We start from the raw sequence: 24,117 nt of genomic DNA, 5'->3' as shown, positions 1-24,117 counted from the left end.
CGATCCGATGGCGATCACCCGTGATACATATCACTCAGATTGAGCTTTTCATCTCTGTCAAAGATAGCCGGAAGCTCACCGCACACTTTTTAGTTATAAAAGTTTGCGATAATTTTTCCGGTTCTGTGCTTCTTCAAAAAGTTCGGAAATTTTAACGGCTGGTACCCACGCCTACTTTCAAAAGTACGAAAGTACGAAAGTAAAACGGGGGCAGACCACGATTATGAATCGGGGCGATTACAAGTGAACTCAAATCGTGGTCTGTTCCCCCCGTTTTGCCCCGTTTCGTGTAGAAGAAACTGTGCAAGAGCGGTGCAATATCGTCATGATGCGTAATATTGCAAGAGAGTTCTGTGTTGGAGAGAGGTCATGTCTAAGAATAATTCCGAAAGAGACGCGAAGGTTCAGGCAAGCATAGAGTCTGTCGACCTGCTCAATAAGGATATCAAGCACAATCCTGAGAGTGTCCAGCCTGTCTCTCGTGGCCTGTTGCGGCGAATTCAAATTATTCGAAATCAGGCAGACGCCAATCGTCGTCGTGAGCGCCAAGAAGACTAAGGGTGACTTAACGTCGGTAGTGGGCGAAAAGGCGCTGTCATAGGTTAATTGAGCTTTCTAGTTACACGTTCCTCCGGAAAAGCCGTAGCGAGGCTAGAGGTGCGAATTGCGGCTATCTGATCTTCGGTCAAAGGGCCTCCATCCAGCTCATACTTTGGTAAGTAACGGTCAGTTAGCTGACGCAATGCGAGGGGAGCGACTTCAGTTTTATTCAGGCTGGTCTGAAGCGATTCTTTTGTGCGATTTGTCGACTTTTTTGTGGTAGCCATCGGAGTCTCCGAGGTGTGTGTATTCATGCTGATCAGCTTGTGTGACTAATCGAGTCCGGGCAAAGCGGAGGTTTCGTGTTATCGAACCATGCTCGTTTCGACGAGATGGGCACCGTGAAAGTAATGCCAGTCAGCTAAGCGATATAAAGCCGGGTCATCACCCTGTGGCGAGGGAGCGTGCTCCCGCTGGGCTGCGTAGCAGCACCAAAATAGGGCCGCTTCGCGACCCAGCGGGAGCAAGCTCCCTCGCCACGGTTTGTGTGTTTCCTCGTGGCATCCACTTTCTGATCGGTGTTACCCGTGAGAGCCCTTTGAACTAGGCCGGCTCTGCATCCAAGCGTCGGGCGATGACATCAAGCACGTCGCAACCATCCCTCAAGGAGATGCAGCACAGTTGTGCAAAGTCCTGAAGCACTACTGAGTCACTCGGAATATTCCCTCGCATCGCGAGGTTCTCTAGAAGCTGGGTAACCGCGCGAATTCTATAGCCCGCCGTATCGAGCAGGATGTGCAACGGTGCGGAGGTATCGACGAAAAGGGGTTGATCGTCGGCATTACTAGTAAGAGCCATGTATCTGTTCATTTCAAACTCCGTTTGATTGAAGGCCTTCTTACCATTTGTAGTCGAGTCGCCAAACCCAAGCCGCTCTTACGAACGACGCTTGGACTATAGGGCCTTTTTGTAGAGATCATCAATCAGACGATGCGTAGGAAGCTTCCCTGAATTATGTGAGCGGAAAATGTCAGAAAATTCCCCGGCGATACTGCGTCCAACCGTATCTTTTTATCCAGCTCAACTCCCTTCCGCATCCTGAATAACCACAACCCTTCACACCAAAACCTTTGTGACAATCAGACTAATGGGCTATAGCTCAAGACATGGCTGCCGATAGGCAGGTATTCCCCCGTGTAAGGAGTGACACCATGCTGCGGTTCTTCGCCGACTTGGGCTTTCGCTGGAAAATCACTCTCCCGATAGCGTTCCTGGCTGTGTTGCTGGTCCTGATGGGGGGCGCGGGGATGCGCGGAATCAGTCAGGTGACCGAATCCAGCACGCAATTGACCAAACGTTATCTGCCGGCCATCAGCCTGTTGCTCAATGCCGACCGCGACCTCTACCAGGCATTCGTGGCCGAGCGCAGCTTGTTGGATGGTCATGCCAATGAGCATCTGAAAGCGCTGAGCGCCAGCCATGGCGAAAATGCGAAGCAGGCTTACGACCGTGTGCAGAAATATGCCGCGATGCAGCCCGGTGCCGAGGCGCAGGCGTTGGTCAGTCAGTTCAACGACAGCTTCGGTAAATGGATGCAGGTTTCGCGGCGGGTCCTCGAACTGTCGGTAGGCGATCCGCAGGGCGCCAGTGCGCTGAGTTTTGGTGACAGTGAGCGCCTGTTTGAAACCATGCGTGATTCCATCGACAAGCTGGGTGAGTTGGAAGATGCGGCGTCCCATCGCGAAGGCGACGCTGCGATTGAAAACGGCGAGGCAGTCGGCGTGCAACAGGGCGTGATTCTGTTCATTGGCCTGCTCGGTTGCATCTTGGTGCTCCTGGTTCTGCCGCTGGTGGTGTTGAGCCCTATGCGTCGCTTGTTGCACCGCATCGAGCAGATCGCCGAGGGCGGTGGCGATCTGAAAGGGCGTCTCGAAGTACGCTCAGCCGATGAATTGGGGCAGCTCGGCAGTGCCTTCAACCGTTTTCTCGACAAGTTGCAACCGTTGATCGCTGAAGTCGGGCGGGTGACAGGGGAGGTCGACTCCGCCGCGCGGGCCATGGCCGACATGGCCTCGACGAATGACCGGTTGATCAGCAGTGAGCACGCGGCGCTCGATCAGGTCAGTACCGCCGCCACCCAGATGAGCGCTGCGGTGCATGAAGTGGCGCATAACGCGGCGAGCGCCTCGGGCGCCGCGCAGGAGGCGAGCAGCCAGTCTCGTGACGGCGCTCAGGTGGTCAGCAGTACCATCGAGTCGATCCGCCAGTTGGCCCAGGAAGTGGAGACCGCTTCGGGTACGATCGAGGCATTGGCCCAGGAAACGTCCAGTATCGGCGCCGTGCTCGAAGTGATCCGTGGCATCGCCGAACAAACCAACCTGTTGGCGCTGAACGCTGCCATCGAAGCGGCGCGGGCCGGTGAGCAGGGCCGTGGTTTTGCCGTGGTGGCCGATGAAGTGAGGGCGCTTGCGGCCCGCACCCAGGACTCGACCAAAGACATTCAGGTTCGTATCGAGCGCTTGCAAAGCGGTGTCGCCAAGGCTGTGCAAGCCATGCATGTGGGCAGCAGCAAGGCCCGGGACAGTGTCGAACGTGCAGCGGGTGTCGACCAGGTGCTTAGCGGTACCGGCGGTTCGATCCAGCGGATCAACGACATGGCCGCGCAGATTGCCAGTGCTTGCGAGGAGCAGAGCAGCGTCACCGAGGAGATTGCCCGCAACATCTCCGATATCCGCGACTTGTCCAACGAAGCGGCTGCCAATTCCGCCCAGAGCATGCATGCCAGCCGACAGCTTTCCTCTCTGTCGCAAAACCTGGCTGGGCTGGTCGGCCGCTTCCGCACCTGAGGCAGGCGCGCTGTGACCATCGGCGATAGCCTGCGAGCGTTGCATCAGGACGGTTTCGTCCTGATGCCAGCCGTACTGGATGCCGAGCAGATTGCCGACCTGCGCCATGCCATCGACCAGTTGAAGCCTCAGCACTGGGACTACAGCGGCGTCATCGATCATTACAAATGTGTGTTCAATCGCAACCCGTTCTGGCTGCCGTTCCTGGAGGTGGCCGGCGTGATCGAATTGGCCGAGGCGGCCCTGGGCGATGACTGTCATGTTATCGGCCAGACGGCCTGGCGCTGCCATCCGGGTTTCAAAGGGGCGCCGTTGCACCTGGATTACCTGGCGATGAAATTGCCGCCCACGCTGTTGGCCGACCCGGCCTTCGAGCTGCCAATGCAGGTGTTCACCGCGCAGTTTTACCTGGATGACATCGACGCCGACTTGAGCCCGACCCAGGTGATTCCTGGCAGCCACAAGGCTGGTCGAGCGCCGGTAGCGGGTGAAGCGCAATGGCAGGGGCGCTCCGCGCAGCCCGTGTTGTGCCGGGCGGGCGATGTCTTGATATTGCGCAGCGAACTGTGGCACGCCGGCAGCGACAACCGCACCGCCGACCGCACCCGCTACATGCTCCAAGTGCATTATGGCCGGCGGATGGTCGCACAGAAGTTTTCACCCTATCTGCACTGGCAGTTCAACCCTGAGGTGCTGGCCGCGGCGACACCTCGCCAGCGGCGGTTACTGGGTGATCACCAGGAAGCTGAATACGATTGAGGCTGGCTCAGTCAGATCCATACATCATTGACCGCCGTTCGCTCATTGGTTTCTTCGCCGGTATTGATGACGCCGCGAGGCTCGATCAGCAGCAGTTTCACTTCCTGCGCGGCGCTGGGCTTGTGCTCCACACCTTTTTTGACCACGTACATCTCGCCTGGGCCCAGGGTCACCGCGCCATCGCGAAAGTCGATACGCAGCTCGCCTTCCAGCACGATGAAGGTTTCATCGGTGTCGGCGTGGGTGTGCCAGACGAAGTCACCTTCGAGCCGGGCGAGCTTGAATTGGTAGTCGTTCATTTCGGCCACGACTTTTGGCGTCCACTGTTCCTGGAACAGGGTGTATTTCTGGGCGAAGTTGATGGGGCAATAGCGGGTCATCGAGGCATGCTCCTGGGTGGGTGGTGCGTCCTACTTTATTGTTCGAGCCAACGTGCGTATTGGATGATCGTGCAGCTTTTTGCCGCGCGCAGTCGATGCCTTAGCGCAGCATGTTCAGCCAGCGTGCCGGTGAAATGCCAAAGGCCTGTGTATGCAGCCGGGTCATGTGGCTCTGATCGAAAAAACCACAGGCCAGGGCCACTTCGCTCAATGGCGTGCCGTGGAATGCCAGGCGCCGGGCTTCATGCAAGCGCCGCTGGGTGATGTAGCGATAGGGGCTGGTGCCGTACAGCGCCCGGAAATCCCGGGACAGGCTCCATCGATCCCTGCCGCTTGCTTGCACCAGGTCGTCCAGGGTGATCACCTGGTCGAGGGCATCGTGAATGAACAGGCGGGCACGTTCTGCTGCCGGGTAGTCGATCAATCGCCGTCCACGCCGATTGCCCGCCGCAAGGTCGAGCGCCTGGGCCACGTCGTAGATGGCGTCCTCTTCCTCCAGCGGGTCGAGGGGGTGATCCAGGCTGTTCAACAATCTGCGGGTCGCGATGTTGAGGCGAGCGTCGTTGGACAATCCACCTTCGATGAAAGGCAATGGCTTGCCTCCCAGTACATGCTGGATCATCGACGGTTCTATGTAGAACATCCGGTAGCGAAAGCCCTCGCGCGTCCCGGCTTCGCCATCGTGTACCTCGTCCGGGTGCAGGACGATGGTGCCGCCGGGCTGGCTGTGGCGTTTGCTGTGGCGATAGTTGAAGCTCTGCACACCCGAAAGCGTGATGCCGATGGCGTAGGTGTCATGGCGATGGGTGCTGTAGCCATGGCCACTGAAATAAGCCTCGATGCGTTCCATTTTCCTCGATTCGGGTGCTCGCACCAGCCAGTCGCGGTTGTGGATGGATCGAGTCATTGCGCCGGGCCTCCTGCTTTTTGTCCGTATACCCTACCTGCCTGGAAACTTTCGTCACAGAAAAAAACGGCTCAGGTTGCAACGCCCGTTCACTTGAGAGGATTCACCCTGTGGCGCGGGCGCTTGCTCCCGCTCGGTTGCGCAGCAACCGCAAAATCTTGGGGCCGCTTCGCAGCCCAGCGGGAGCAAGCTCCCTCGCCACAGTTCAGATCTCTTTTACCGGCGTCTCACCCTGGACATTCTTGATCAACCCGATCACATGAAGGCAGTCACTCTTGTTCACATAGGATTCGCCACTGGCGATCGTTTCGTGGTTGCCGGCCCTCAAGCGCCAGCGCCATTGGCCTTTTCCGGTGCTCGGGGTGCCTCGGGTCTGTCGATAGATTTCAAAGTACATCGGTTCGCTCCCTGCGATTGATTCACTCAAGACATGCGTTGGACATGTGGCTGCAAGCCTAGCCAAGTGGGTGGTTTTGGCTACGGGAAAATCGTTTCCATTGGTTATCGAATATTGCCGGATCGGGCATTCGACCATTTCCATGAAGAAAGTCATGTTGCGAACATAGGGTCGGCTGGAAGTTCGGGCTGGATCCTTGCGTTGCCCTGCCTGGTCCTGCTTAATACGTTTCGATGCCTAGGGCCGGAAGCCCGAAGGGACTGAAAACACTATAAGAAAAAGAGCCATCAAGTGACTGAATATCCAGGAGTGGATCTACAAGGTCGTCTAACGCTTTCGCTTGTCATCCCGGTCTACAACGAAGCCCAGTCCATCGATTTGTTCATGGCCCGGATCGACCAGGTCTTTGCCGATGAATCACTGGTGAGCCTGGAGCTGGTGTTCGTCAACGACGGCAGCGCGGACGATACGTTGGTGCTGCTGCTGGACAGGCAGAAGGCCGACCCGCGCATCCGGATCGTCGACCTGAGTCGCAATTTCGGCAAGGAGGCGGCCTTGAGTGCCGGCCTGCAAGCCGCCCGTGGCCAGGCGGTGGTGCCGATCGATGTCGATCTGCAGGATCCTCCCGAAGTCATCCTGGAAATGATCGCCCATTGGCGCAACGGCGCCGAAGTGGTGCTGGGCCATCGGATCAATCGCGACTCCGATTCCTGGGCCAAACAGGTATCCGCCAACGGCTTCTACCGACTGCATAACAAGATCGCCGACCACAAGCTGCCGGAAAATGTCGGCGATTTTCGCTTGATGGATCGCTGCGTGGTCGATGCCTTGCTAACCCTGCCGGAATCGCGTCGCTTCATGAAAGGGTTGTTTGCCTGGGTGGGGTTCCGGACTACCTACGTGGACTACGTCAGGCCTGAGCGCAGCGCCGGAGAAAGCAAGTTCAATGGCTGGCGCTTGTGGAATTTTGCCCTCGAAGGCATCACCAGCTTCAGCACCGAACCGCTGCGTATCTGGACGTACCTGGGGCTTTGCGTCTCGCTGGTGTCCTTTGCGTTCGCCATTTTCATCGTGTTGCGGACCTTGATTTCCGGGGTCGACCTGCCGGGTTATGCCTCGCTGATGGTCGCGGTCACCTTCTTGGGCGGGTTGCAACTGATCGGCATCGGCGTGTTGGGTGAATACCTGGGCCGCACCTATATCGAATCCAAGCGTCGACCGGTTTTCCTGGTGCGGCGCATCTATGACGCCAAGGACTGACCATGGACCTCAAGGAAACCGACATCCTCGGTCCCGATATCGAGCAGCACTGGTACTACCGGTCGAAAGCGCGGGCCATGCTCCACATGCTCAAGGGCACCTCGGCCAGTACGCTGCTGGACGTGGGCGCAGGGTCGGGCTTTTTTTCCCATCACTTGTTGACCCATACCGCAACCGCCCAGGCCTGGTGCGTGGACATCAGCTACCCGGCCGACTCCGACGCCAGTACCGCCGGTAAACCGGTCCGCTACCGACGCGCCATCGACACGCTGGACGCCGACCTGGTGTTGCTGATGGATGTGCTGGAACACGTGGACGATGACGTGGGCCTGCTCAAGGCCTATGTCGACAAGGTGCCGTCCGGCAGCCGCTTCCTGATCACCGTGCCTGCGTTCCAGTTCCTCTGGAGCGGGCATGACGATTTTCTCGAGCACAAGCGCCGCTATACCCTCAAGCAGTTGGAGAGCGTCGTGGCGCAGGCGGGTTTGCAGGTGCAGCAAGGTGCGTACTACTTCGGCCTGGTATTTCCCATTGCCGCCGGCCTGCGCCTGTTGCAGCGCAAAGCCTCCGGGGCACCGGCCAAGTCGCAGCTTGCCCGGCATCATCCGCTGGTCAATGGCGTGTTGAGGACACTGTGCAGCCTGGAGCGTCCATTCATGGGGGCCAATCGCATTGCTGGCCTGACGGTGTTCTGCCTGGCGCAGAAGCCGTGACCTGGACGCACTCGCCCTTGCTGCGACGTGCCTTGCGTTTTGCCATGACCGGCCTGCTCGTCACTGGCATCCACGTGGTGGCGGCCGTGTTGTTTGTGCACCTGGTCCTGGCCAACCCGCCATTGGCCAATGGTTTCGCCTTTGTCGTGGCGACCGTGGTGTCGTACCTGATCAACACCCTCTGGAGTTTTTCCAGCCGCTTGCATGGCCGGACCCTCGGCCGTTTCGTGGTGGTCTCGATCGGCGGATTCGGGCTGGCGATGCTCGTGGCCTGGGCGGCCCAGCGCGTCGGCCTGGATTACCTGGCGGGCATCGCGGCCGTGGCGCTGATCATCCCGGTGTACACCTTCATCCTGCATAATTTCTGGACGTATCGATGACCCTTCGTAGTCAGCGTTTCCCGGTTTCCTTGTTGCCCATATTGTTGGGCGCGCTGGCGTTCCTGTTGGTGATCGGTCCTCGGGTGCTGGATCCGACCAACATCGCCTGGCTGGGGGAGGGCGATGCGGCGACCCATTACATGGGCTGGGCGTTTTTCCGCAGTTCACCCTGGACCTTTCCGTTGGGCATGAACCCTTCCTATGGTCTGGAGTTGGGCAACGGCATCATTTTTTCCGACTCCAATCCGTTGCTGGCGTTCTTGTTCAAACCCTTTCACGCCTGGCTTCCCGAGACGTTCCAGTACTTCGGCCTGTGGTTGCTGGCCTGTTTCGTCCTGCAAGCCTGGTTCGCCTGGAAACTCGTCGGACTGCTGACGCCGTCGCTGTGGATCAGGCTGTTGGGTACTGGGTTATTTGTGTTTTCGCCGCCGATGTTTCTGCGCATGGGCGGGCACCTGTCGCTGTCCGGGCATTTTCTGATCCTCGCGGCCTTGTACCTGGCGCTGCGGCCCGGCTTGCAGAAGCGGCGGCTGGCCTGGGGCGTGCTGTTGGCCGCCACCGCGCTGGTGCATGCGTACCTGTTGGCGATGGTGGCGTTGATCTGGCTGGCCGACCTTGCCAGCCAGGCCACGAAGGGGCGGTTGTCCCGGCGTGATGCCTTGATTGAACTGGGCGGCTTGTTTGTGCTGGTGGCGTTCTGTTGTTGGCAGGCGGGTTATTTCAGCGTGGGTGGCGGGACCGTGGCGGGCGGTTTTGGGTTGTATCGCCTGAATGTGATGTCGCTGGTCAACCCTAGCGGCTGGTCCTATACCTTGCGCGATATGCCCCAGGGCCCCGGGGACTACGAAGGTTTCAATTACCTGGGATTGGGCGTCCTCATGCTGGCGATCTGCGCCGGCGTGGCTTTACTGCAAGGCAACACAGGTTTGGCGAATGCCGTGCGCCACAGGCGCCTGTTGCTGTGGGCATTGATCGGGCTGACGCTGTTTTCGCTGACCAACCATCTCGGCATCGGCATGCAGAACGTGCATTACTGGCTGCCCAAACCCCTTGAGCTTGTGGCGAACGTCTTTCGCGCGTCCGGTCGGATGTTCTGGCCGGTGTTCTACGCCATCATCTTTGCGGTGATTTTCCTGGTGATCCGCGGCAACAAACCACGGGCGGCGGCGTGCCTGCTGGCCATGGCCCTGGTGGTGCAGGTCCTGGATACCCGCGCGGGATGGGCCGGCCTGCGCCAGAGCCGGATGACGCCGGCGGCCTCGAGTTGGCCTACGCCCCTGAATGATCCGTTCTGGGCCAGTGCGGCCGTTCATTATTCGAAAGTCCGCACGTTATTGCCGCAGAACCAGCCGGACAACTGGCTGCTGACCAGCCAATACGCCCTGACGCACGGCCTGGAAACCGATGGCGTGTACTTGGGACGCATGAGTGACCGGGCGATCGAGCGAGCCCAGCGACACGCCGAGCAGATGCTTGCCAGCGGCCAGTACGCCGCGGATTCGCTGTACATCCTCGGCCCTGTCGCCGCGCTCCAGGCGGCGAAAACCGTCAATCGCCCGACCGACCTGTTGACCCGTATCGATGGCCTGGTGGTGCTGGCGCCGGGCTGGAAGACATGCGCCCAATGCCCACCGTTCGCCGATGAAACACTGGACATGCAGGTCAAGCTCGGTGAGCGCCAAGTGTTCAGCCGAGCCAACGCGATGTTGGCCGATGGCTGGGGGCGGGTCGAGGATTGGGGCACCTGGTCGGAAGGGCCTGAGGCTGAGGTTGTTTTACGCATACCGCCAGAAGCGCATGCTATCTCGATCGAAGCCGCCGCGTTCGTGCAGCCCTCCCACACGCGCCAGCGGGTGGAGGTGTCGATCAACGGTGTCGCGGCGCTGGCGACGCAGTTCAACCGACTGCAGGACAACACGCTGGAACTGCCCCTGACGCAGGCCATTCGAGAAACGATTGGCGCGGAGGGGCGGTTGCGCGTGCGGTTCCATTTACCTGATGCCATCAGTCCCAAGGCGCTGGGGTTGGGCAGCGATGAGCGAGTCATGGCGCTGGGACTGAAATCACTGACTGTGAAGTAGTTTTCCACTTCACAATGGCTTACTCACTGTGGCGAGGGAGCTTGCTCCCGCTGGGCTGCGAAGCGGCCCCAAATATTTTGCGGTTGCTGCGCAACCGAGCGGGAGCAAGCTCCCTCGCCACAAAAGCAAGGGCCTCTTCCGACTCTTTGGAGGGTGTGCCCAGGCGACTGGACGTTTAGCGCATAGACGCACCACCCCCAGCGTTCCTACACTGCACTCCATCAAGGGATCGAGGGGCAGTGGATGAACCGCAACGAATTGCGCAAGGCCGACATCAACCTGATGGTGGTGTTCGAAACGTTGATGCTTGAGCGCAACGTGACACGGGTGGCGGAAAAACTGTTCCTGGGCCAACCGACCATCAGCTCGGCCCTCAATCGGCTGCGCAAGATGTTCAACGATCCGCTGTTCATTCGCGTCGGCCACCGCATGGAACCGACGGCCCGGGCCGAGGAAATCATCCAGCACCTGTCGCCGGCGCTCGATTCGCTGTCGGTGGCGTTGAGCCTGACCCACGATTTCGATCCCGCCAACAGCGCCATGACATTCCGCATCGGCCTGTCGGACGACGTCGAGTTCGGCCTGTTGCCGCCCCTGTTGAGCAGCCTGCGGCAAGAGGCGCCGCAAATCGTGTTCGTGGTCCAGCATGTCGATTACTGGCGCATCCCCGATCTACTGGCATCGGGCGACATCACCGTGGGCATCAGCCAGACGCGCGGCCTGCCGGCCAACGCCAAGCGCAAATTGTTGCGACACATCCAACCCCGCGTGTTGCGCGCCGATGCGTCGGACACGCCGCTGACCCTGGACGAATACTGCTCGCGACCTCATGTGCTGGTGTCCCACACCGCCAACGTCGCCGGGTTCGCTGACGAATGGCTGGCGGAGATCGGGCGCAAGCGCCAGGTTGTGCTGTCGGTGCCGCAATACAGCGCATTGCCGGCGTTGCTGGCCGGTACTGACCTGATCGCCAGCCTGCCGGACTATACCGCCGCCGCCATGGCGGCCTCGGGGCAACTGTTCAACGAACCCTTTCCCTTCAAGACCCCGACCCTGGACTTGTCCATGGTCTGGTTGAGCCATGTCGACAGTGACCCGGCCGAGCGCTGGTTGCGCTCGCGGTTGGAGGCCTTCATGGGCGAGCGCGGGCCCTTGGCACAACCTTGACGCGGGCCTGCCGCGAAACAAAATCCTGCCCCAACGAATAAAGTCGAGGTAAGGTTGTGACCGCTGAAACCACCTCGTCATATTTTTCGAATCGGAGTCGAACACATGCCTCACCTGCACATGGAGTACACCGCCAACCTGCCCGAGCTGAAGGCCGAAGTCGCATTGCTGCGCCTGAACAATGCACTGGTGGCCTCCGGTCAATTTTCCGCCGAGCACGACATCAAGAGCCGGGCCGTGAAACTGGAGACGTTCCGGGTGGGTACAGGGATGGGCGAGCGGGGTTTCGTGCATGTGAAGCTGGCCCTGCTCAGTGGCCGTTCGCCGGAAATCAAGAAGCAATTGGCCGAAAGCCTGCTGGCGGTGATCCAGGACCTGGGGCCATGGCCGGCCGAGGTCAGCGTGCAACTGTGCGTGGAGATCCTCGACATCGACCGAGAGCCCTATGCCAAGGCCTTGATCGGTTAATGACGCGCAGGCGTTGCGTGGGCGCAGGCCTTGATGATCTGTTCGCGTAGCCAGGCATTGGCACTGTCCTGATCGAGGGCCGGGCTCCACTGCATGTCCAAGGTAAACCCCGGCAAACCCTTGGGCGCTTCGTGGTGATTGAAGATCGCCTCGTTGGCCAGCAGTTTCTGGATGCGGCGGGGCAGGGTCAGGATGAAGTCAGTGCCGGTGATCATCTTCAGCGCGGCACTGTAGCTGTTGGCGCGCGCGGCGATTTGCCGGTGATGGGCCTGCCGCGACAGCCAGCCGTCCACCCTGTTGCTCGCTGACGCCCAAGGCGTCGCAAACACGTGTCGGCGCTGTACGAAAGATTGAACGCTCAGTTGCGGCTCAAGTGGCGTCGCCCGTTTGTCCACGACGCAGACCCAATCTTCCTCCAGCAACTGCCGGGATCTGAAATCGGCATGGTCGCCGTGAACGTTCGGGCCGAAGCAGATCACCAAGTCCAGGCTGCCGTCGCGTAATTCCTCGGCGGGAATGTCGGCTTCAAGCTTGTGCACGTTCACCACCACCGGCAAATTGGCGTAATCGAAGCCTTGCAGCAGTTGCGGCAGGATCAGGTGTTCGAAATATTCTGGTGCGCAGATGTTGAAGGTGACGGCTTGCCGAGTTGGATCAAAGGTCGGCGGACCGGCATGGCAAAGGTTGATGCTTTGTAAAATGGCGCGCACATGGTTGTACATGCCCTCGGCCTTGCAGGTGGGGCGCATGCCGGTGCGGGTGTTGATAAACAGTTCGTCCTCGAAACAGGTTCGCAGTTTCTTGAGGCAATAACTGACGGTTGACTGGCTGACGCACAAGGCCTCGGACACACCGGTGACGCTGCTTTGCTCGTACACGGCGCTAAACACCATGAGGTCCTGCATGTCGAGCTTTCTGAGGGCGTTACTGTTCAGCATCCGTTCTGTCTCTCACTCTGCTTCCTTGCGCGGATCTTGCGCAAACCAGGCTGACGATCGTAACGGAACGATAGTGCCAAGAGAATGCCAGGCAGGCCTTTTCATGGTCGGGAACGGGACAGATTGTGTAGGGAACACGACGTGTCGATCAACGACCGACTCGTTTGCTTAAGTTTAGTTAGCGATGATCCAAGCTTCATCAAATCCATGTTTAACCGCCCAAGGTGCCGTGGGACGCTTGCCCGATGTGTTTCCTGTGATGCGCTCATGGACGCTTGGCCCCTGGCAGTGCAATACCCTCCATCCGCCGCAGTCGATCCGGTCGGCAGGTGCACGCCTGCCATGGCCCCCTCCCTTAGTGCGCTGCCCTCCGAGCTGGCTTTTTGGGCGCTCTGGCATTGTCGCCATGCGCGTCCTCCGGACACTCGTTTTTCCTGTTGAACCTCCACGGTGCTCGCTCAATGGCGAGCACAAACTGACGGTGCGTTGTCGCCCGTCCGACACGGAAATACGAGTTTTCTCATGAGCCTTGCCAAGATGTCTTTCGCACCCGTGCAACACGCCCAGGCGTTCCTTGCGCAAAACCCCGATATCGAGTTGTTCGAGTTGTTCATTCTCGATAACAACGGCGTGCCCCGGGGCAAGTTGTTGCATCGGGACGAGTTGCTGGCGGTCTATGAAAGTGGTCGGCCGCTGCCCAGTACGATTCTCGGGCTGACCCTCAATGGCGACGATGTGGAAAATTCCGGGCTGGTGTGGGACGTCGGCGACATCGATTGCCGCGCCTATCCCCTCAGCGGCAGTTTGCAGCGTATGCCGTGGCGGTTGATTCCCACGGCCGCGGTGCAGGTCAGTATGCATCCCCAGGAAGGCATGCCAGCGACCATCGCCGATCCGCGTTATCTGCTCAGCCAGGTGATCGAAGCCCTGCAGGCCGACGGTTTTTATCCGGTGATGGCGGCGGAGCTGGAGTTTTATCTGCTGGACACACAGCGCGACAGCCAAGGCCGGCCGCAACCGGCGCGGGACGCTGACGGTGGTCGGCCGCGCGCCACCCAGGTCTATGGTTTGCGTGAACTGGAGCAGTTAGAGCCGTTCCTCGCCGACCTGTACGCCGCATGCAAGCTACAAGGCATTCCGGCCCGCACCGCGATTTCCGAATACGCCCCGGGACAAGTGGAAATCACCCTTGAACACCGCAGCGATGCCTTGCAAGCCATGGATGAAGCGGTGCGCTACAAACGACTGGTCAAGGGCGTGGCCCACAAGCACGGCATGCAGGCGTGTTTCATGGCCAAGCCGTTCGAGCACTTGGCGGGCTCCGGCCTGCACATGCATGTCAGCCTGGCCGACCGCGATGGCCACAATCTGTTTGCCAGTGAGGCCGGCGACGGGACGCCACTGTTGCGCCATGCCGTGGGCGGGATGCTCGATACCTTACTCGATTCGTTGTTGATGTTTTGCCCGAACGCCAACTCCTACCGGCGCTTCCAAAGCAACAGCTACGCACCGCTGGCCGCCACCTGGGGCGTGGACAACCGCACCGTGAGCCTGAGGGTACCGGGCGGCCCGGCGTTCTCGCGGCACATCGAGCATCGTATTTGCGGCGCCGATGCCAACCCTTACCTGGCGGCTGCGGCGATATTGGCCGGCATCCATCACGGCTTGCGTGAACAATGCGATCCCGGGAAACCTGTGGAAGGCAACGGCTACGCCCAGGCGACCGAGCTGCTGCCCACTGACTGGCTCACTACCCTGCGTGCCCTTGAAGCTTCGACTTGGGCGCGGGGAGCGTTTGGCGAGGCGTTCCTGGGTGTTTATCTGGCGGTCAAGCGCGCCGAATACCGGCAGTTCATGGGGGAAGTCGGGGAGCAGGATTGGCGCTGGTATCTGAATCAGGCTTAGCAGCAGATTAAATAATTATTTAACAGCAACTTTTTCACGAAAAATTGATGGTGGGCTACCTAAAGTTTGTGTTGCCGTAGAAAACATTTTTTTCACATGTTTTCTGCGGCATTTCTTTTTCAAAGAGCAACTTCAGGAAGCCGTCAACCCTCATGCTGACTATTAAAGCCGTGCGCCCCGAGTGGGTGACGCTGGCCGCCAGTGCCTTTTTGTTAGTGGGCTTCAACCTCGTGCTCTGGCAACACTTGCTGGCGATCACGACGGCGGACGCTCGGGGCCTGCTGATGTGCGTGGCGTTTGGCCTGATGATTTTCTGTGCGTTCAACCTGGTGTTGACGCTCGTGGCCTTCCGTCCGCTGCTCAAGCCGGTGCTGATGCTGTTATTCCTGATCAGCGCCGGCGTGGCGTATTTCATGGCCCAATACGGCGTCTTGATCGATGCCGGCATGTTGCGCAACTTCGCTGAAACCAATGCCACGGAAGTCCGTGACCTGTTGTCGTTGAAGTTGTTTGTCTATATCGGCTTATTGGGGGGCTTGCCGTGCTGGTTGTTGTTCAAGACCCCGATCAACTACCGTCGTTGGCCAAAGGAGTTATTAAGTAAGTTACTGGTCGGCGTGGCCTCGGCCGCGGTGATCGGCGTCGTTGCCCTGGTCAACTACCAAGGTTTGTCGTCACTGTTTCGCAACCACCACGAGTTGCGCTTGATGGTCGTACCGAGCAATTACATCGGTGCCTCGCTTGGGTACTTGCGTGAACAGGTCGCGTCGGCCAAGCAGCCGTTCATCACCTTGGGCGAGGACGCGAGCCGCAACCCGGCCTGGCAAACCCATGGCCGCAAATCCCTGACCGTCCTGGTGGTGGGCGAGAGTGCCCGGGCCGAGAACTTCGGCATCCTCGGTTATCACCGCGACACTACGCCGACATTGGACAAGGAGGCCGGCCTGATCGCCTTCACCGACGTGCATTCCTGCGGCACCGAGACCGCCGTGTCGGTGCCCTGCATGTTCTCCAACATGGGACGCAAGAACTACGACGCCAGCAAGGCCAAGAATGAGGAGGGCTTGCTGGATGTGCTCAAGCGCGCCGGGCTGGAGGTGATCTGGCGGGACAATCAATCTGGCTGCAAGGGCACCTGCGACCGGGTCACGCTGCAGGATGTCAGCAACCTCAAGGACCCGGCGCTGTGCGCCAACAGTGAGTGCCGCGATGAGATGCTGCTCCAGGGGCTGCAGCATTTCATCGACACCCTCGACAAGGACACGGTACTGGTGCTGCACCAGATGGGCAGCCACGGGCCGGAATACTTCAAGCGCTACCCCAAGGAATACGAGCATTTCACGCCGGTGTGCGAAAGCAATGCGCTGAACAATTGCAGCCGCGAGAGCATCGTCAATGGCTATGACAACACGCTGGTGTACACCGATCATGTGCTGTCGACCCTGATCGATCTGCTGCGGGCCAACCAGGACAAGGTCGACACGGCCATGCTGTACCTGTCGGACCATGGCGAGTCCCTGGGCGAGTACAACCTGTTTCTCCATGGCACGCCCTACGTGCTCGCCCCGGAACAACAGAAACACGTGGCGATGCTGGCCTGGTTCTCCGACAGCTACCAGAAGTCCTTTTCGGTCGACACCCATTGCCTGCAACTGAGTCGTGAAAAGCCCTTGAGCCAAGACAACCTGTTTCATTCGATGCTCGGGTTGCTGGAAGTCAACAGCCAGGTCTACAACCGCGACCTGGACCTGTTCGCCAATTGTCGCGGCGCGGTGATTGATGGTGTCCTGGCACGGGAGTGAACGCCTGGACCTTTTTTTCACGCGGGGTTGGTTAACCTGTCAGCCAGCCTTTTCCAAGAGCCGTTTGTATGTCCGGGTTACCCCCATCCACCATTGAGCTTGAGTTCGCCAGGCAGCATGACCAGGAGCATGCGCAGGTTTGCTGCCGACCGGCACCTCGCCGCTTGCGCCTGGCGTTCTGGCGCGACGAACAAATGGTGCGCAATGCCCTGAAAGTGGCGGGCGAGCCGGGGTTGGTGCTGGACGTGGCCTGTGGGGCAGGGCGGTTCTGGCCGGTGCTGGCCGAGCATGCCAACCGGGTGATCCTGGCGGCGGACCCGTCGCCGGACATGCTCGAACACGCGCTCACCCACCATGGCGACACGTTGCTCCAGCGGGTCAAGACCTTCCCGAGTTCGGCATTCACCCTTGGGCTGTCGGCCAACGCAGTGGACTGTATTTTCTGTTTGCAACTGTTTCGCCACCTCCGCGCCAGCGAGCATCGCCTGGTGCTGTTGCGCGAGTTTCATCGGGTCAGTCGCGATACGGTGATCGTTTCGGTGAAAATCGAAGGGCGTCTCAAGATGGGCCAGGTGCCGCAACGCAGCCTGGCCGACAAGGCCGATGTCGAAGCCGAGTTTCGCCAGGCGGGTTTCAGCGTGCTTTGGTATCAGGATTTCCTACCCGGTTTTGCGCTGACGCGTGTTTATGTATTGCGTAAGACCGGTTAATTCTTGATGTAGGACTATTCTTGCTTTTTCGCAGGCGATTTCTCTCAGACAGATGCTCTACGGATGCTCGCAATCGCCAGCGGCGATATATACTGCGCGCCATTCTTCAAGGGAGAGCCGTGTGGCCATCGATATTCACTGGATTCGCGACAACGATAGCCTCGGTCAGTTTTGCGCCGAGTGGCAGCAGTTGCCATTCGTCGCCCTCGACACCGAATTCATGCGGGTCGACACCTTTTATCCCATTGCTGGCTTATTGCAGATTGGCGACGGCAAGCGTGCCTACCTGATCGACCCCTTGACCATCGACAACTGGCAGCCGTTGGCCGCTCTGCTGGAAAACCCGGCGGTGCTCAAGGTGTTGCACGCTTGCAGCGAAGACCTTGAAGTGCTGCTGCGCCTGACCGGTAGCCTGCCCGCGCCGCTGTTCGATACGCAACTGGCTGCCGCCTACCTGAACCTGGGTTTCTCCATGGGCTATTCGCGGTTGGTGCAGGAAGTGCTGGGCATCGAGCTGCCCAAGGGCGAGACCCGTTCCGATTGGTTGCAACGGCCCCTGTCCGAGACGCAAATCAGCTATGCGGCAGAAGATGCGGTGCATCTGGCGGAGGTTTTCGTAGAACTGCGCCCGAAGCTTTCCGACGAAAAATACCGCTGGGTCTTGGAGGATGGCGCCGAACTGGTGGCCAACCTGCGTCGCGAAGTCGACCCGTACGAGGTCTACCGCGAGGCCAAGCTGGCCTGGAAACTGTCCCGCGCCCAATTGGCCGTGCTGCGCGAGCTGTGCGCCTGGCGCGAACGTGAAGCACGGGCCCGCGACCTGCCGCGCAACCGCATCATCCGTGAACATTCGCTGTGGCCCCTGGCCCGCACCCAGCCGGATAACCTCGGCGCGCTGGCGAAAATCGAAGACATGCACCCGCGTACCGTGCGCCAGGACGGCCAGTTTCTGTTGGATCTGATCCAGCGCGCCGCCAGCATCCCGCCTGAGCAATGGCCGCCGGCCGTGGCCGAACCGTTGCCCATCGAGGCCGCTGCCCTGGTCAAGCGCCTGCGGGCGTTGGGGCAGGTTGAAGCCGAGCGCCTGGGCATTGCCCCGGAGCTGATGCTGCGCAAGAAAACCCTCGAGGCGCTGATCAAGAGCGGCTTTCCCGAGGGCCCCTACCAATTGCCCGATTCGCTGCGTGGCTGGCGCCGCGAATTGATGGGCCAGGCGCTGCTCGACAGCCTGGCCACTGCCGGAGAACAGCCTTGAAACGTATCTGCTCCATCTACCGCAGCTCGAAGAAAAACGAGATGTACCTGTATGTGCTCAAGAGCGATGCCTTGGAGCGTGTGCCCGAGCCATTGATGGCCGCCTTCGGCAAGGCGATCCACGCCTTTGACCTGGTGCTGAGCCCCGAGCGTGAGCTGTCCCGGGAAGACATCAACAAAGTGCTGGAAAACCTCGACACCCAGGGCTATCACTTGCAGATGCCACCGGCCGAAGACGAATACATCGAGCATTTGCCCGAAGAGTTGTTGCGCCGTAACGACCCGGTCTGATGGTATTGGAGGCGCCTGTCCTGGGCGCTTCTTGAAAAACGGAATGATTTATTGACGACGATCGCAAGGATAGAGCGACACTCTGTCGGCGCTCGTCTGCACTGTTTTTGAAAGGTTTGATTCATGCGCGTTCTGATTGCCGAACACGATCACGCGGTGTATGCCCAGCTTCTGCGTCAGGCTGCACCCGATATTGAAGTGCTGACCAGCGGCGATTCCGCCGAGCTGTCGCGACTGGCCACCGATTGCCCGGTCTGGCTCGGCCAGCCTGATCTGCTGGCCACCCTGTTGCGTCAAGGCCACCAACCCCGTTGGCTGCAATCGACCTGGGCGGGCATAACGCCGCTGCTGGCCGATGGCTTGAGCCGCGATTACCGCCTGACCCGTGCCGTGGGCATTTTTGGCCAAGTGATGGCTGAGTATGTGCTGACCTACATGCTCGGCCATGAGCGCGAGGTACTGGCCCGGTTGGTCAGCCAGGTCGAGCGCAAGTGGGACAACCGCCAGGGCCAAGGCTTGGCTGGACGCAAGGTATTGATTGTCGGGACGGGGGACATCGGCCAGCGTGTGGCGCAGTTCCTGGTGCCGTTCGGCGTGCAGCTGTACGGCATCGCCAGCGAAGCCAGGGAAATGGCGCCGTTCATCGAGGTCGGGGCACTGAAGGATCTGCCGCGTCTGGTGGGCGAGGTGGATTACGTGATCAATCTGCTGCCCAACACGCCAGAGACCCATGACATCTACGATGCGGCGCTGTTCAAGCAATTCAAGCCGACCGGGTTGTTCATCAACGTTGGCCGCGGCGTGGCGGTTGTGGACGCGGACCTGGTGCAAGCCCTGAAGGAAGGGCACCTGGCCGGTGCGGTGATCGACGTCTGCCGCCAGGAGCCGCTGCCGCAGCGCCATCCGTTCTGGACCGCCTGGGGCCTGCTGCTGACCGGCCACAGTTCGGCACCGACCTCGCCACCAATGATGGCGCAGTTGTTCCTGGAAAATCTGCGGGCCTATCAGGCGGGCGAAGCACTGCGTGGTGAAGTGGATTTCAGCCGGGGTTACTGAAGCCATCCTCGATCAAACTGTGGGAGCGGGCTTGCTCGCGATAGCGGAGTGCCAGTCGCCATCAAAGTGGCTGAGCTGACGCCATCGCGAGCAAGCTCGCTCCCACAGGGGGAACTCCGGCGGCTACAAAAGGGGCTACAGGGTGAAGTCGCCTTCTGCCACCAGTTCGCTCAGCGGCCGGCGTGGGCTTGGGACTTCGCGGGCCTGGAGGTATTCGGCCAAGGTCGATTTGTCCCCCAGCTTGCCAATCGCCACGGCGGCGTGCAGGGCGTAGCCTTCCGGGATCTTCAGTTCCTTGCGGGTCAGTTCCTGGTCGAAACCGGCCATGCCATGGGTGTGCCAGCCGCTGAGGCTGGCTTGCAGCGCCAGGTGGCCCCAGGCCGCGCCGGTGTCGAAGGTGTGGCTCTGCGCCGGGGTTTCCTCGGTGGCGCCGGGCACCGCGAAGGTGGTTTTCGAGACGATGATCACCAGCGCCGAGGCGTGTTGGGCCCAGCCGCGGTTGAACTCGTTGAGCAAGCCCAGGAAACGCTCCCAGTTCGGCGTGTCGCGCCGTGCGTACAGGAAACGCCAAGGCTGGGAGTTGTAGGCCGAAGGGGCCCAGCGTGCGGCTTCGAAGAAGCTCAGCAAGGTTTCTTCGGCAATGCTTTCGCCGGTAAAGGCGCGGGGCGACCAGCGTTCGATGAACTGAGGGTGGATCGCGTAATCGGCAATGCGGGAGTTGGCGCTCATGGGCTTACCTGGCTCGAGTGTGGAAAGACAATCAAGCAACCTACGTCCCGCCGCCCGGCCTGACAAGCCCCTGTATACCGACAGTCGCCAATGCTTGGCCTCAAGAGGCCCCGGCACTAGACTGTCGGCCTTTTCACCACCTGATGTTGATGCTCGAACCATGGCCGCCAAAGTCGAACCGTTCTGGATACGCAAAACCCTCGATCAGCTCGATCCCCAGGAATGGGAATCGCTGTGCGACGGCTGTGGCCTGTGTTGCCTGCAAAAGCTCGAAGACGAAGATGACAACAGCGTCTACTACACCCGCATCGCCTGCAAACTGCTGGACCTGAAAACCTGCCAGTGCACCGACTACCCCAACCGTCGTGAGTACGTGCCCGATTGCATCCAGCTCACGCCGGGCAAGGCCGATGAGTTCAAATGGCTGCCGCCGACCTGCGGTTATCGGCTGGTCAGCGAGGGCAAGGACTTGCCCTTGTGGCACCACCTGGTCTGCGGGGATCGCGATGCCGTGCACCATGAACGCATTTCCCAGTCCGGACGTATGCTGGCCGAAGGCAGCGTGCCGGAAGACGACTGGGAAGATCATCTGATTTTTCGCGCCGGCTGAACCACCGGGCGGCGCGCCACCTGGGAGAACCCATGGCTGCAGGATTGAAACGGATACTGGCGGCCGGGTTGCTGGCAGTGTGCGGGCCGCTGTGGGCGGCGCAGAAAGTCGACCTGGATTATCACGTGCACCTGTTGCCCCAGGGCGACCAGGCCGAAGTGCGCCTGACCCTGGCCCGGGGTTCAGCGGTGCGCAGCCTGGATTTCGACCTCGGCGACGGCAGTCGCTACAGCGATTTCAAGGCCGACGGCCAATGGCAGCTCACCCCTGGCAAAGAAGCCCGTGGTGTCTGGCGTCCGGCCGCGGACAAGGCGAGCCTGAGCTACCGCGTGCGCATCAGCCATGCCCGCAAGAACGCCACCTTCGAAACCCGCATGACCCCGACCTGGGCGTTGCTGCGCGGCGATGATCTGGTGCCGTCGGCCAAGCTCGATCAGCAGGACGGCATCGAACTGGTGGCGCGTCTTGAGGTTGAATTGCCTGACGGCTGGAAAAGCATCGAGACCCCTTGGCCGCGCATCGGCAAGCAGCGCTTCCGCATCGACAACCCCTCGCGCCTGTTCGACCGTCCCACGGGCTGGATGCTCGCCGGCAAACTGGGCAGCCGCCGTACCCGCCTGGGTGAAACCGAAGTGACCGTGGCCTCGCCCCGGGGCCAGGGCATGCGCCGGATGGATGTGCTGACGCTGCTGACGTTCGTTTGGCCGCAGGTGCAAGCGCTGGTGCCGCGCCATCCGGCCAAGTTGCTGATTGTCGGCGCCGGCGATCCGCTGTGGCGTGGCGCCCAGGCCGGCCATGACTCGATTTACCTGCACAGCCGCCCGCCGCTGGTCAGCGAGCGGGGCAGCAGCCCGTTGTTGCGGGAGTTGGTGCAGGCACTGGCCCGGGTCAATGATCAGGACCGTAGCGATTGGATCAGCGAGGGGCTGACCGAGTATTACGCAGTCGAACTGCTGCGCCGCGCCGGCGGCTTGAGTGATGAGCGCTACCAGACCCTGAACGACCGGCTCGCCCATGACAGCAAGGGCGTCACCACGTTGCGCGGCGAGCAGATCAGCCCGGCGGCCGTGGCCAAGGCGGTATTGCTGTTGCAGGAGCTGGACCGCGAGATTCGCCTGAAGACCCGTAACAAGCGTTCGCTGGATGATGTGTTGCAGGGGGCGATGCGCCTGGAAACCGTCGACACCGAGGAGTTTGTCCAGCTCAGTGAAAGTGTTTTGGGTGGGGCTTCCACTGTGCTGGATACCCAGTTACTTCAGTAATACCGCCTTCGCGAGCAGGCTCGCTCCCACACTGGATCTTCAGTGGACAGATTATTTGTGCATGACTCGATCAATGTGGGAGCGAGCCTGCTCGCGATGAGGCCATCAGCGGCACTGCAAAAATCAGAGCCCAACCTTCGGCGAATTCAACGAATCATTCCCCGTCACCGTAGCCGTGCCAGTCGCCGCCTCGGCGTTGGCCTTCAGGCGACTCAGCTCTTCACCGGCCTGCTCGATGCGGGCGCGGGCGTTGTCCAGGTTCTGGCGATTCTTTTCCAGCAGGCTCTTGGCCGAGCAATGCCCGGTGATGCCCCGCGCCAACGCCATGCCGCCGATCGCCAGTTGAGCCAGCCCGATCACCCCGCCACGGCGTAGACCCTTGCCCATCATCAGCACACCGCCGGCCAACGAGCCAATGCGCTCCCAGCCGTGCACGTTTTGCGGCGGATGGGATTGGAAAGGGGTGCGCTCAATCGGCTCGAACGGATTGTTATCGCTCATGATCTGTCTCCAGTGTGGGGATTGGTATAAAGCTGACTGCCTGAGCGATTGCCTTGTTCAATCGAATATCGCACCGATCAGCGGAATTGCGGTCCCGAACGGGTGTTGTTGCCTTTGGCCATGCGGTCGTACAACACGACGTTGACGGTAGCGGCCAGGTTCATGCAACCGGTGGTGGGGATGTACACCACGTCCTCGCACCAATCGCGAATCTCCTTGTCCAGCGAGCCGTCTTCCGGGCCGAAGATGTACAGCGCCCGGTCCGGGTGGGTGTATTCGGGCAGCGAGCGGGCACCTTCCACCAGCTCGACGGCCACTGGCACACAGCCCAGGGGCAGGATTTTCTTCAGGTCGTCGATACCGATCAGCGGGATGTCGTAGTGGACTTTCTTGGTGTCGGTGACGAAGTCGGCGGCGCGCTCATAGCGCTTGCCGGTGTAGAACACCGACGCCACGCCGTAGCAACCGGCGGCACGCATGACCGAACCGACGTTTTCCGGTGACTTGGGGTTGAACAGACCGATGCAGCTATAGCGTTTGTTGGCCACGGGCGGGGTGCCTTTGGGGAAAAGGCGCGATTATACGGGGAATGGGGGAGGGTGGTCAGGTTCGAGATGTGTGGTGTTTGTTTGATTGCCATCGCGAGCAAGCTCGCTCCCACAGGGTTTTGTGAACGCCGAAAATCCACTGTGGGAGCGAGCTTGCTCGCGATGACGGCCTTGCAGCCTGTAAAAATTCTTGGGTGATGACGATTACTCGTCTTTCTTCATCAACCCAGCCAACGCGGCGAACGGGTTGTGGGTCGCCTTGGCAATCTTCGGGGTGCTCAGGGAGCCGTCGCCGAAGTATTGCTGGTCGGTGTAGCGCGAGTGCTCGTTGTCGTGGCAGTACAGGCACAGCAGTTCCCAGTTGGAACCGTCCTGCGGATTGTTGTCATGGTTGTGGTCGCGGTGGTGAACGGTCAGTTCGCTCAGGCGCTTGCCGGAAAACTCACGGGCGCAGCGGCCACAGACATGGGGATACATTTTCAGGGCTTTGTCGCGGTAGCCCATCTCCCGGTCGCGCTGGGCATCGGCGAGGATGCGGTCCAGCTTGGCGGTGTTGGACGGTGGCGTTGACGAACTCATGGGTTCACCTTTGTAGAAAAGACTGATGACGGTT

General features: G+C 60.3%; 26 protein-coding genes and 1 pseudogene. 18 read left to right on the top strand and 9 right to left on the bottom strand.

Annotation, left to right across the window (positions count from 1 at the left end):
- The first annotated feature begins 369 nt into the window (after positions 1-369).
- Positions 370-558, top strand: a complete 189-nt coding sequence (locus tag ACIPQ1_RS19810; RefSeq protein WP_446534660.1) for a hypothetical protein — start codon at positions 370-372, stop codon at positions 556-558.
- A 585-nt stretch (positions 559-1,143) separates the two neighbouring features.
- On the opposite strand, the gene ACIPQ1_RS19805 is transcribed toward ACIPQ1_RS19810, so the two are convergent.
- Complete coding sequence (locus ACIPQ1_RS19805) at positions 1,144-1,410, bottom strand: short-chain dehydrogenase (protein WP_250962754.1); 267 nt, start codon at positions 1,408-1,410, stop codon at positions 1,144-1,146.
- 296 nt (positions 1,411-1,706) lie between these two features.
- Between ACIPQ1_RS19805 and ACIPQ1_RS19800 the strand changes: the two are divergent.
- The 3 genes and pseudogenes from ACIPQ1_RS19800 to ACIPQ1_RS19790 all read left to right on the top strand — a co-directional run.
- A pseudogene (locus ACIPQ1_RS19800) lies at positions 1,707-2,528 on the top strand (MCP four helix bundle domain-containing protein); the annotation flags it as partial.
- A gap of 69 nt (positions 2,529-2,597) precedes the next feature.
- Entirely contained in the window at positions 2,598-3,386 is a 789-nt protein-coding gene (locus ACIPQ1_RS19795; RefSeq protein WP_434576595.1) for a methyl-accepting chemotaxis protein, read from the top strand.
- Positions 3,387-3,398: 12 nt separating this feature from the next.
- On the top strand, positions 3,399-4,145 hold the full coding sequence (locus ACIPQ1_RS19790) for a phytanoyl-CoA dioxygenase family protein (protein WP_446534659.1): 747 nt from the start codon (positions 3,399-3,401) through the stop codon (positions 4,143-4,145).
- An 11-nt stretch (positions 4,146-4,156) separates the two neighbouring features.
- Here the strand turns inward: ACIPQ1_RS19790 and ACIPQ1_RS19785 are convergent, their stop codons facing one another.
- From ACIPQ1_RS19785 to ACIPQ1_RS19775, 3 genes are all read right to left on the bottom strand, one after another.
- A complete protein-coding gene (locus tag ACIPQ1_RS19785; RefSeq protein WP_186704558.1) occupies positions 4,157-4,525 on the bottom strand; it encodes a cupin domain-containing protein in 369 nt (122 codons plus the stop codon).
- 100 nt (positions 4,526-4,625) lie between these two features.
- On the bottom strand, positions 4,626-5,432 hold the full coding sequence (locus ACIPQ1_RS19780; RefSeq protein WP_446534658.1) for an AraC family transcriptional regulator: 807 nt from the start codon (positions 5,430-5,432) through the stop codon (positions 4,626-4,628).
- Between the two features lie 205 nt (positions 5,433-5,637).
- A complete protein-coding gene (locus tag ACIPQ1_RS19775) occupies positions 5,638-5,829 on the bottom strand; it encodes a YegP family protein (protein WP_014337049.1) in 192 nt (63 codons plus the stop codon).
- Positions 5,830-6,120: 291 nt separating this feature from the next.
- On the opposite strand from ACIPQ1_RS19775, the gene ACIPQ1_RS19770 reads away from it, so the two are divergent.
- The 6 genes from ACIPQ1_RS19770 (at position 6,121) to ACIPQ1_RS19745 (ending at position 11,898) form a co-directional block, all read left to right on the top strand.
- Positions 6,121-7,089: a glycosyltransferase family 2 protein gene (locus ACIPQ1_RS19770; protein ID WP_411386744.1), complete on the top strand. Its 969-nt coding sequence runs from the start codon at positions 6,121-6,123 to the stop codon at positions 7,087-7,089.
- Between the two features lie 2 nt (positions 7,090-7,091).
- Positions 7,092-7,802, top strand: coding sequence for a class I SAM-dependent methyltransferase (locus ACIPQ1_RS19765; protein WP_250962760.1), 711 nt, complete (start codon positions 7,092-7,094; stop codon positions 7,800-7,802).
- Positions 7,803-7,846: 44 nt separating this feature from the next.
- Positions 7,847-8,182, top strand: a complete 336-nt coding sequence (locus ACIPQ1_RS19760; protein WP_411387474.1) for a GtrA family protein — start codon at positions 7,847-7,849, stop codon at positions 8,180-8,182.
- The gene (locus ACIPQ1_RS19755; protein ID WP_446534657.1) at positions 8,179-10,263 is read left to right on the top strand and encodes a DUF6311 domain-containing protein; all 2,085 of its coding nucleotides are present in this window, start codon (positions 8,179-8,181) and stop codon (positions 10,261-10,263) included. The genes ACIPQ1_RS19760 and ACIPQ1_RS19755 overlap by 4 nt, the downstream gene beginning before the upstream one ends.
- 243 nt (positions 10,264-10,506) lie before the next feature.
- A complete protein-coding gene (locus ACIPQ1_RS19750; RefSeq protein WP_186704563.1) occupies positions 10,507-11,430 on the top strand; it encodes a LysR family transcriptional regulator in 924 nt (307 codons plus the stop codon).
- Between the two features lie 105 nt (positions 11,431-11,535).
- The gene (locus tag ACIPQ1_RS19745; protein ID WP_446534656.1) at positions 11,536-11,898 is read left to right on the top strand and encodes a 5-carboxymethyl-2-hydroxymuconate Delta-isomerase; all 363 of its coding nucleotides are present in this window, start codon (positions 11,536-11,538) and stop codon (positions 11,896-11,898) included.
- On the opposite strand, the gene ACIPQ1_RS19740 is transcribed toward ACIPQ1_RS19745, so the two are convergent.
- Positions 11,895-12,836, bottom strand: a complete 942-nt coding sequence (locus ACIPQ1_RS19740; protein WP_446534655.1) for a LysR substrate-binding domain-containing protein — start codon at positions 12,834-12,836, stop codon at positions 11,895-11,897. The genes ACIPQ1_RS19745 and ACIPQ1_RS19740 overlap by 4 nt on opposite strands.
- 537 nt (positions 12,837-13,373) lie before the next feature.
- Between ACIPQ1_RS19740 and ACIPQ1_RS19735 the strand changes: the two genes are divergently transcribed.
- From ACIPQ1_RS19735 to ACIPQ1_RS19710, 6 genes are all read left to right on the top strand, one after another.
- Complete coding sequence (locus tag ACIPQ1_RS19735) at positions 13,374-14,741, top strand: glutamine synthetase family protein (protein WP_411387475.1); 1,368 nt, start codon at positions 13,374-13,376, stop codon at positions 14,739-14,741.
- Between the two features lie 152 nt (positions 14,742-14,893).
- Positions 14,894-16,543, top strand: a complete 1,650-nt coding sequence (locus tag ACIPQ1_RS19730; protein ID WP_446534654.1) for a phosphoethanolamine transferase — start codon at positions 14,894-14,896, stop codon at positions 16,541-16,543.
- Between the two features lie 68 nt (positions 16,544-16,611).
- The gene (locus ACIPQ1_RS19725) at positions 16,612-17,253 is read left to right on the top strand and encodes a class I SAM-dependent methyltransferase (protein ID WP_411386747.1); all 642 of its coding nucleotides are present in this window, start codon (positions 16,612-16,614) and stop codon (positions 17,251-17,253) included.
- A 121-nt stretch (positions 17,254-17,374) separates the two neighbouring features.
- Positions 17,375-18,508 carry a ribonuclease D gene (rnd, locus tag ACIPQ1_RS19720; RefSeq protein ID WP_446534653.1) on the top strand — a complete coding sequence of 378 codons (1,134 nt, stop codon included), beginning with the start codon at positions 17,375-17,377 and terminating at the stop codon, positions 18,506-18,508.
- Complete coding sequence (locus ACIPQ1_RS19715; protein WP_186704569.1) at positions 18,505-18,798, top strand: YcgL domain-containing protein; 294 nt, start codon at positions 18,505-18,507, stop codon at positions 18,796-18,798. The genes rnd and ACIPQ1_RS19715 overlap by 4 nt, the downstream gene beginning before the upstream one ends.
- A gap of 123 nt (positions 18,799-18,921) precedes the next feature.
- Positions 18,922-19,854: a D-2-hydroxyacid dehydrogenase gene (locus ACIPQ1_RS19710; protein ID WP_250962770.1), complete on the top strand. Its 933-nt coding sequence runs from the start codon at positions 18,922-18,924 to the stop codon at positions 19,852-19,854.
- A 135-nt stretch (positions 19,855-19,989) separates the two neighbouring features.
- On the opposite strand, the gene ACIPQ1_RS19705 is transcribed toward ACIPQ1_RS19710, so the two are convergent.
- Positions 19,990-20,583, bottom strand: coding sequence for a nitroreductase family protein (locus tag ACIPQ1_RS19705; protein WP_446534652.1), 594 nt, complete (start codon positions 20,581-20,583; stop codon positions 19,990-19,992).
- Positions 20,584-20,743: 160 nt separating this feature from the next.
- On the opposite strand from ACIPQ1_RS19705, the gene ACIPQ1_RS19700 reads away from it, so the two are divergent.
- Positions 20,744-21,193 carry a YcgN family cysteine cluster protein gene (locus ACIPQ1_RS19700; protein WP_186704572.1) on the top strand — a complete coding sequence of 150 codons (450 nt, stop codon included), beginning with the start codon at positions 20,744-20,746 and terminating at the stop codon, positions 21,191-21,193.
- Positions 21,194-21,225: 32 nt separating this feature from the next.
- Positions 21,226-22,455, top strand: a complete 1,230-nt coding sequence (locus ACIPQ1_RS19695; protein ID WP_446534651.1) for a hypothetical protein — start codon at positions 21,226-21,228, stop codon at positions 22,453-22,455.
- 123 nt (positions 22,456-22,578) lie between these two features.
- Here the strand turns inward: ACIPQ1_RS19695 and ACIPQ1_RS19690 are convergent, their stop codons facing one another.
- The 3 genes from ACIPQ1_RS19690 to ACIPQ1_RS19680 form a co-directional block, all read right to left on the bottom strand.
- A complete protein-coding gene (locus ACIPQ1_RS19690) occupies positions 22,579-22,956 on the bottom strand; it encodes a YgaP family membrane protein (RefSeq protein ID WP_186704574.1) in 378 nt (125 codons plus the stop codon).
- A 77-nt stretch (positions 22,957-23,033) separates the two neighbouring features.
- A complete protein-coding gene (locus ACIPQ1_RS19685) occupies positions 23,034-23,504 on the bottom strand; it encodes an RNA methyltransferase (protein WP_250962773.1) in 471 nt (156 codons plus the stop codon).
- 204 nt (positions 23,505-23,708) lie between these two features.
- On the bottom strand, positions 23,709-24,083 hold the full coding sequence (locus ACIPQ1_RS19680; RefSeq protein ID WP_003184246.1) for a YajD family HNH nuclease: 375 nt from the start codon (positions 24,081-24,083) through the stop codon (positions 23,709-23,711).
- Positions 24,084-24,117 lie beyond the last annotated feature (34 nt).

The organism is Pseudomonas sp. LARHCG127 (assembly GCF_052871455.1).
The sequence above is the reverse complement of the archived record's forward strand: the minus strand, read 5'-3'. Positions and strand labels throughout refer to the sequence as shown.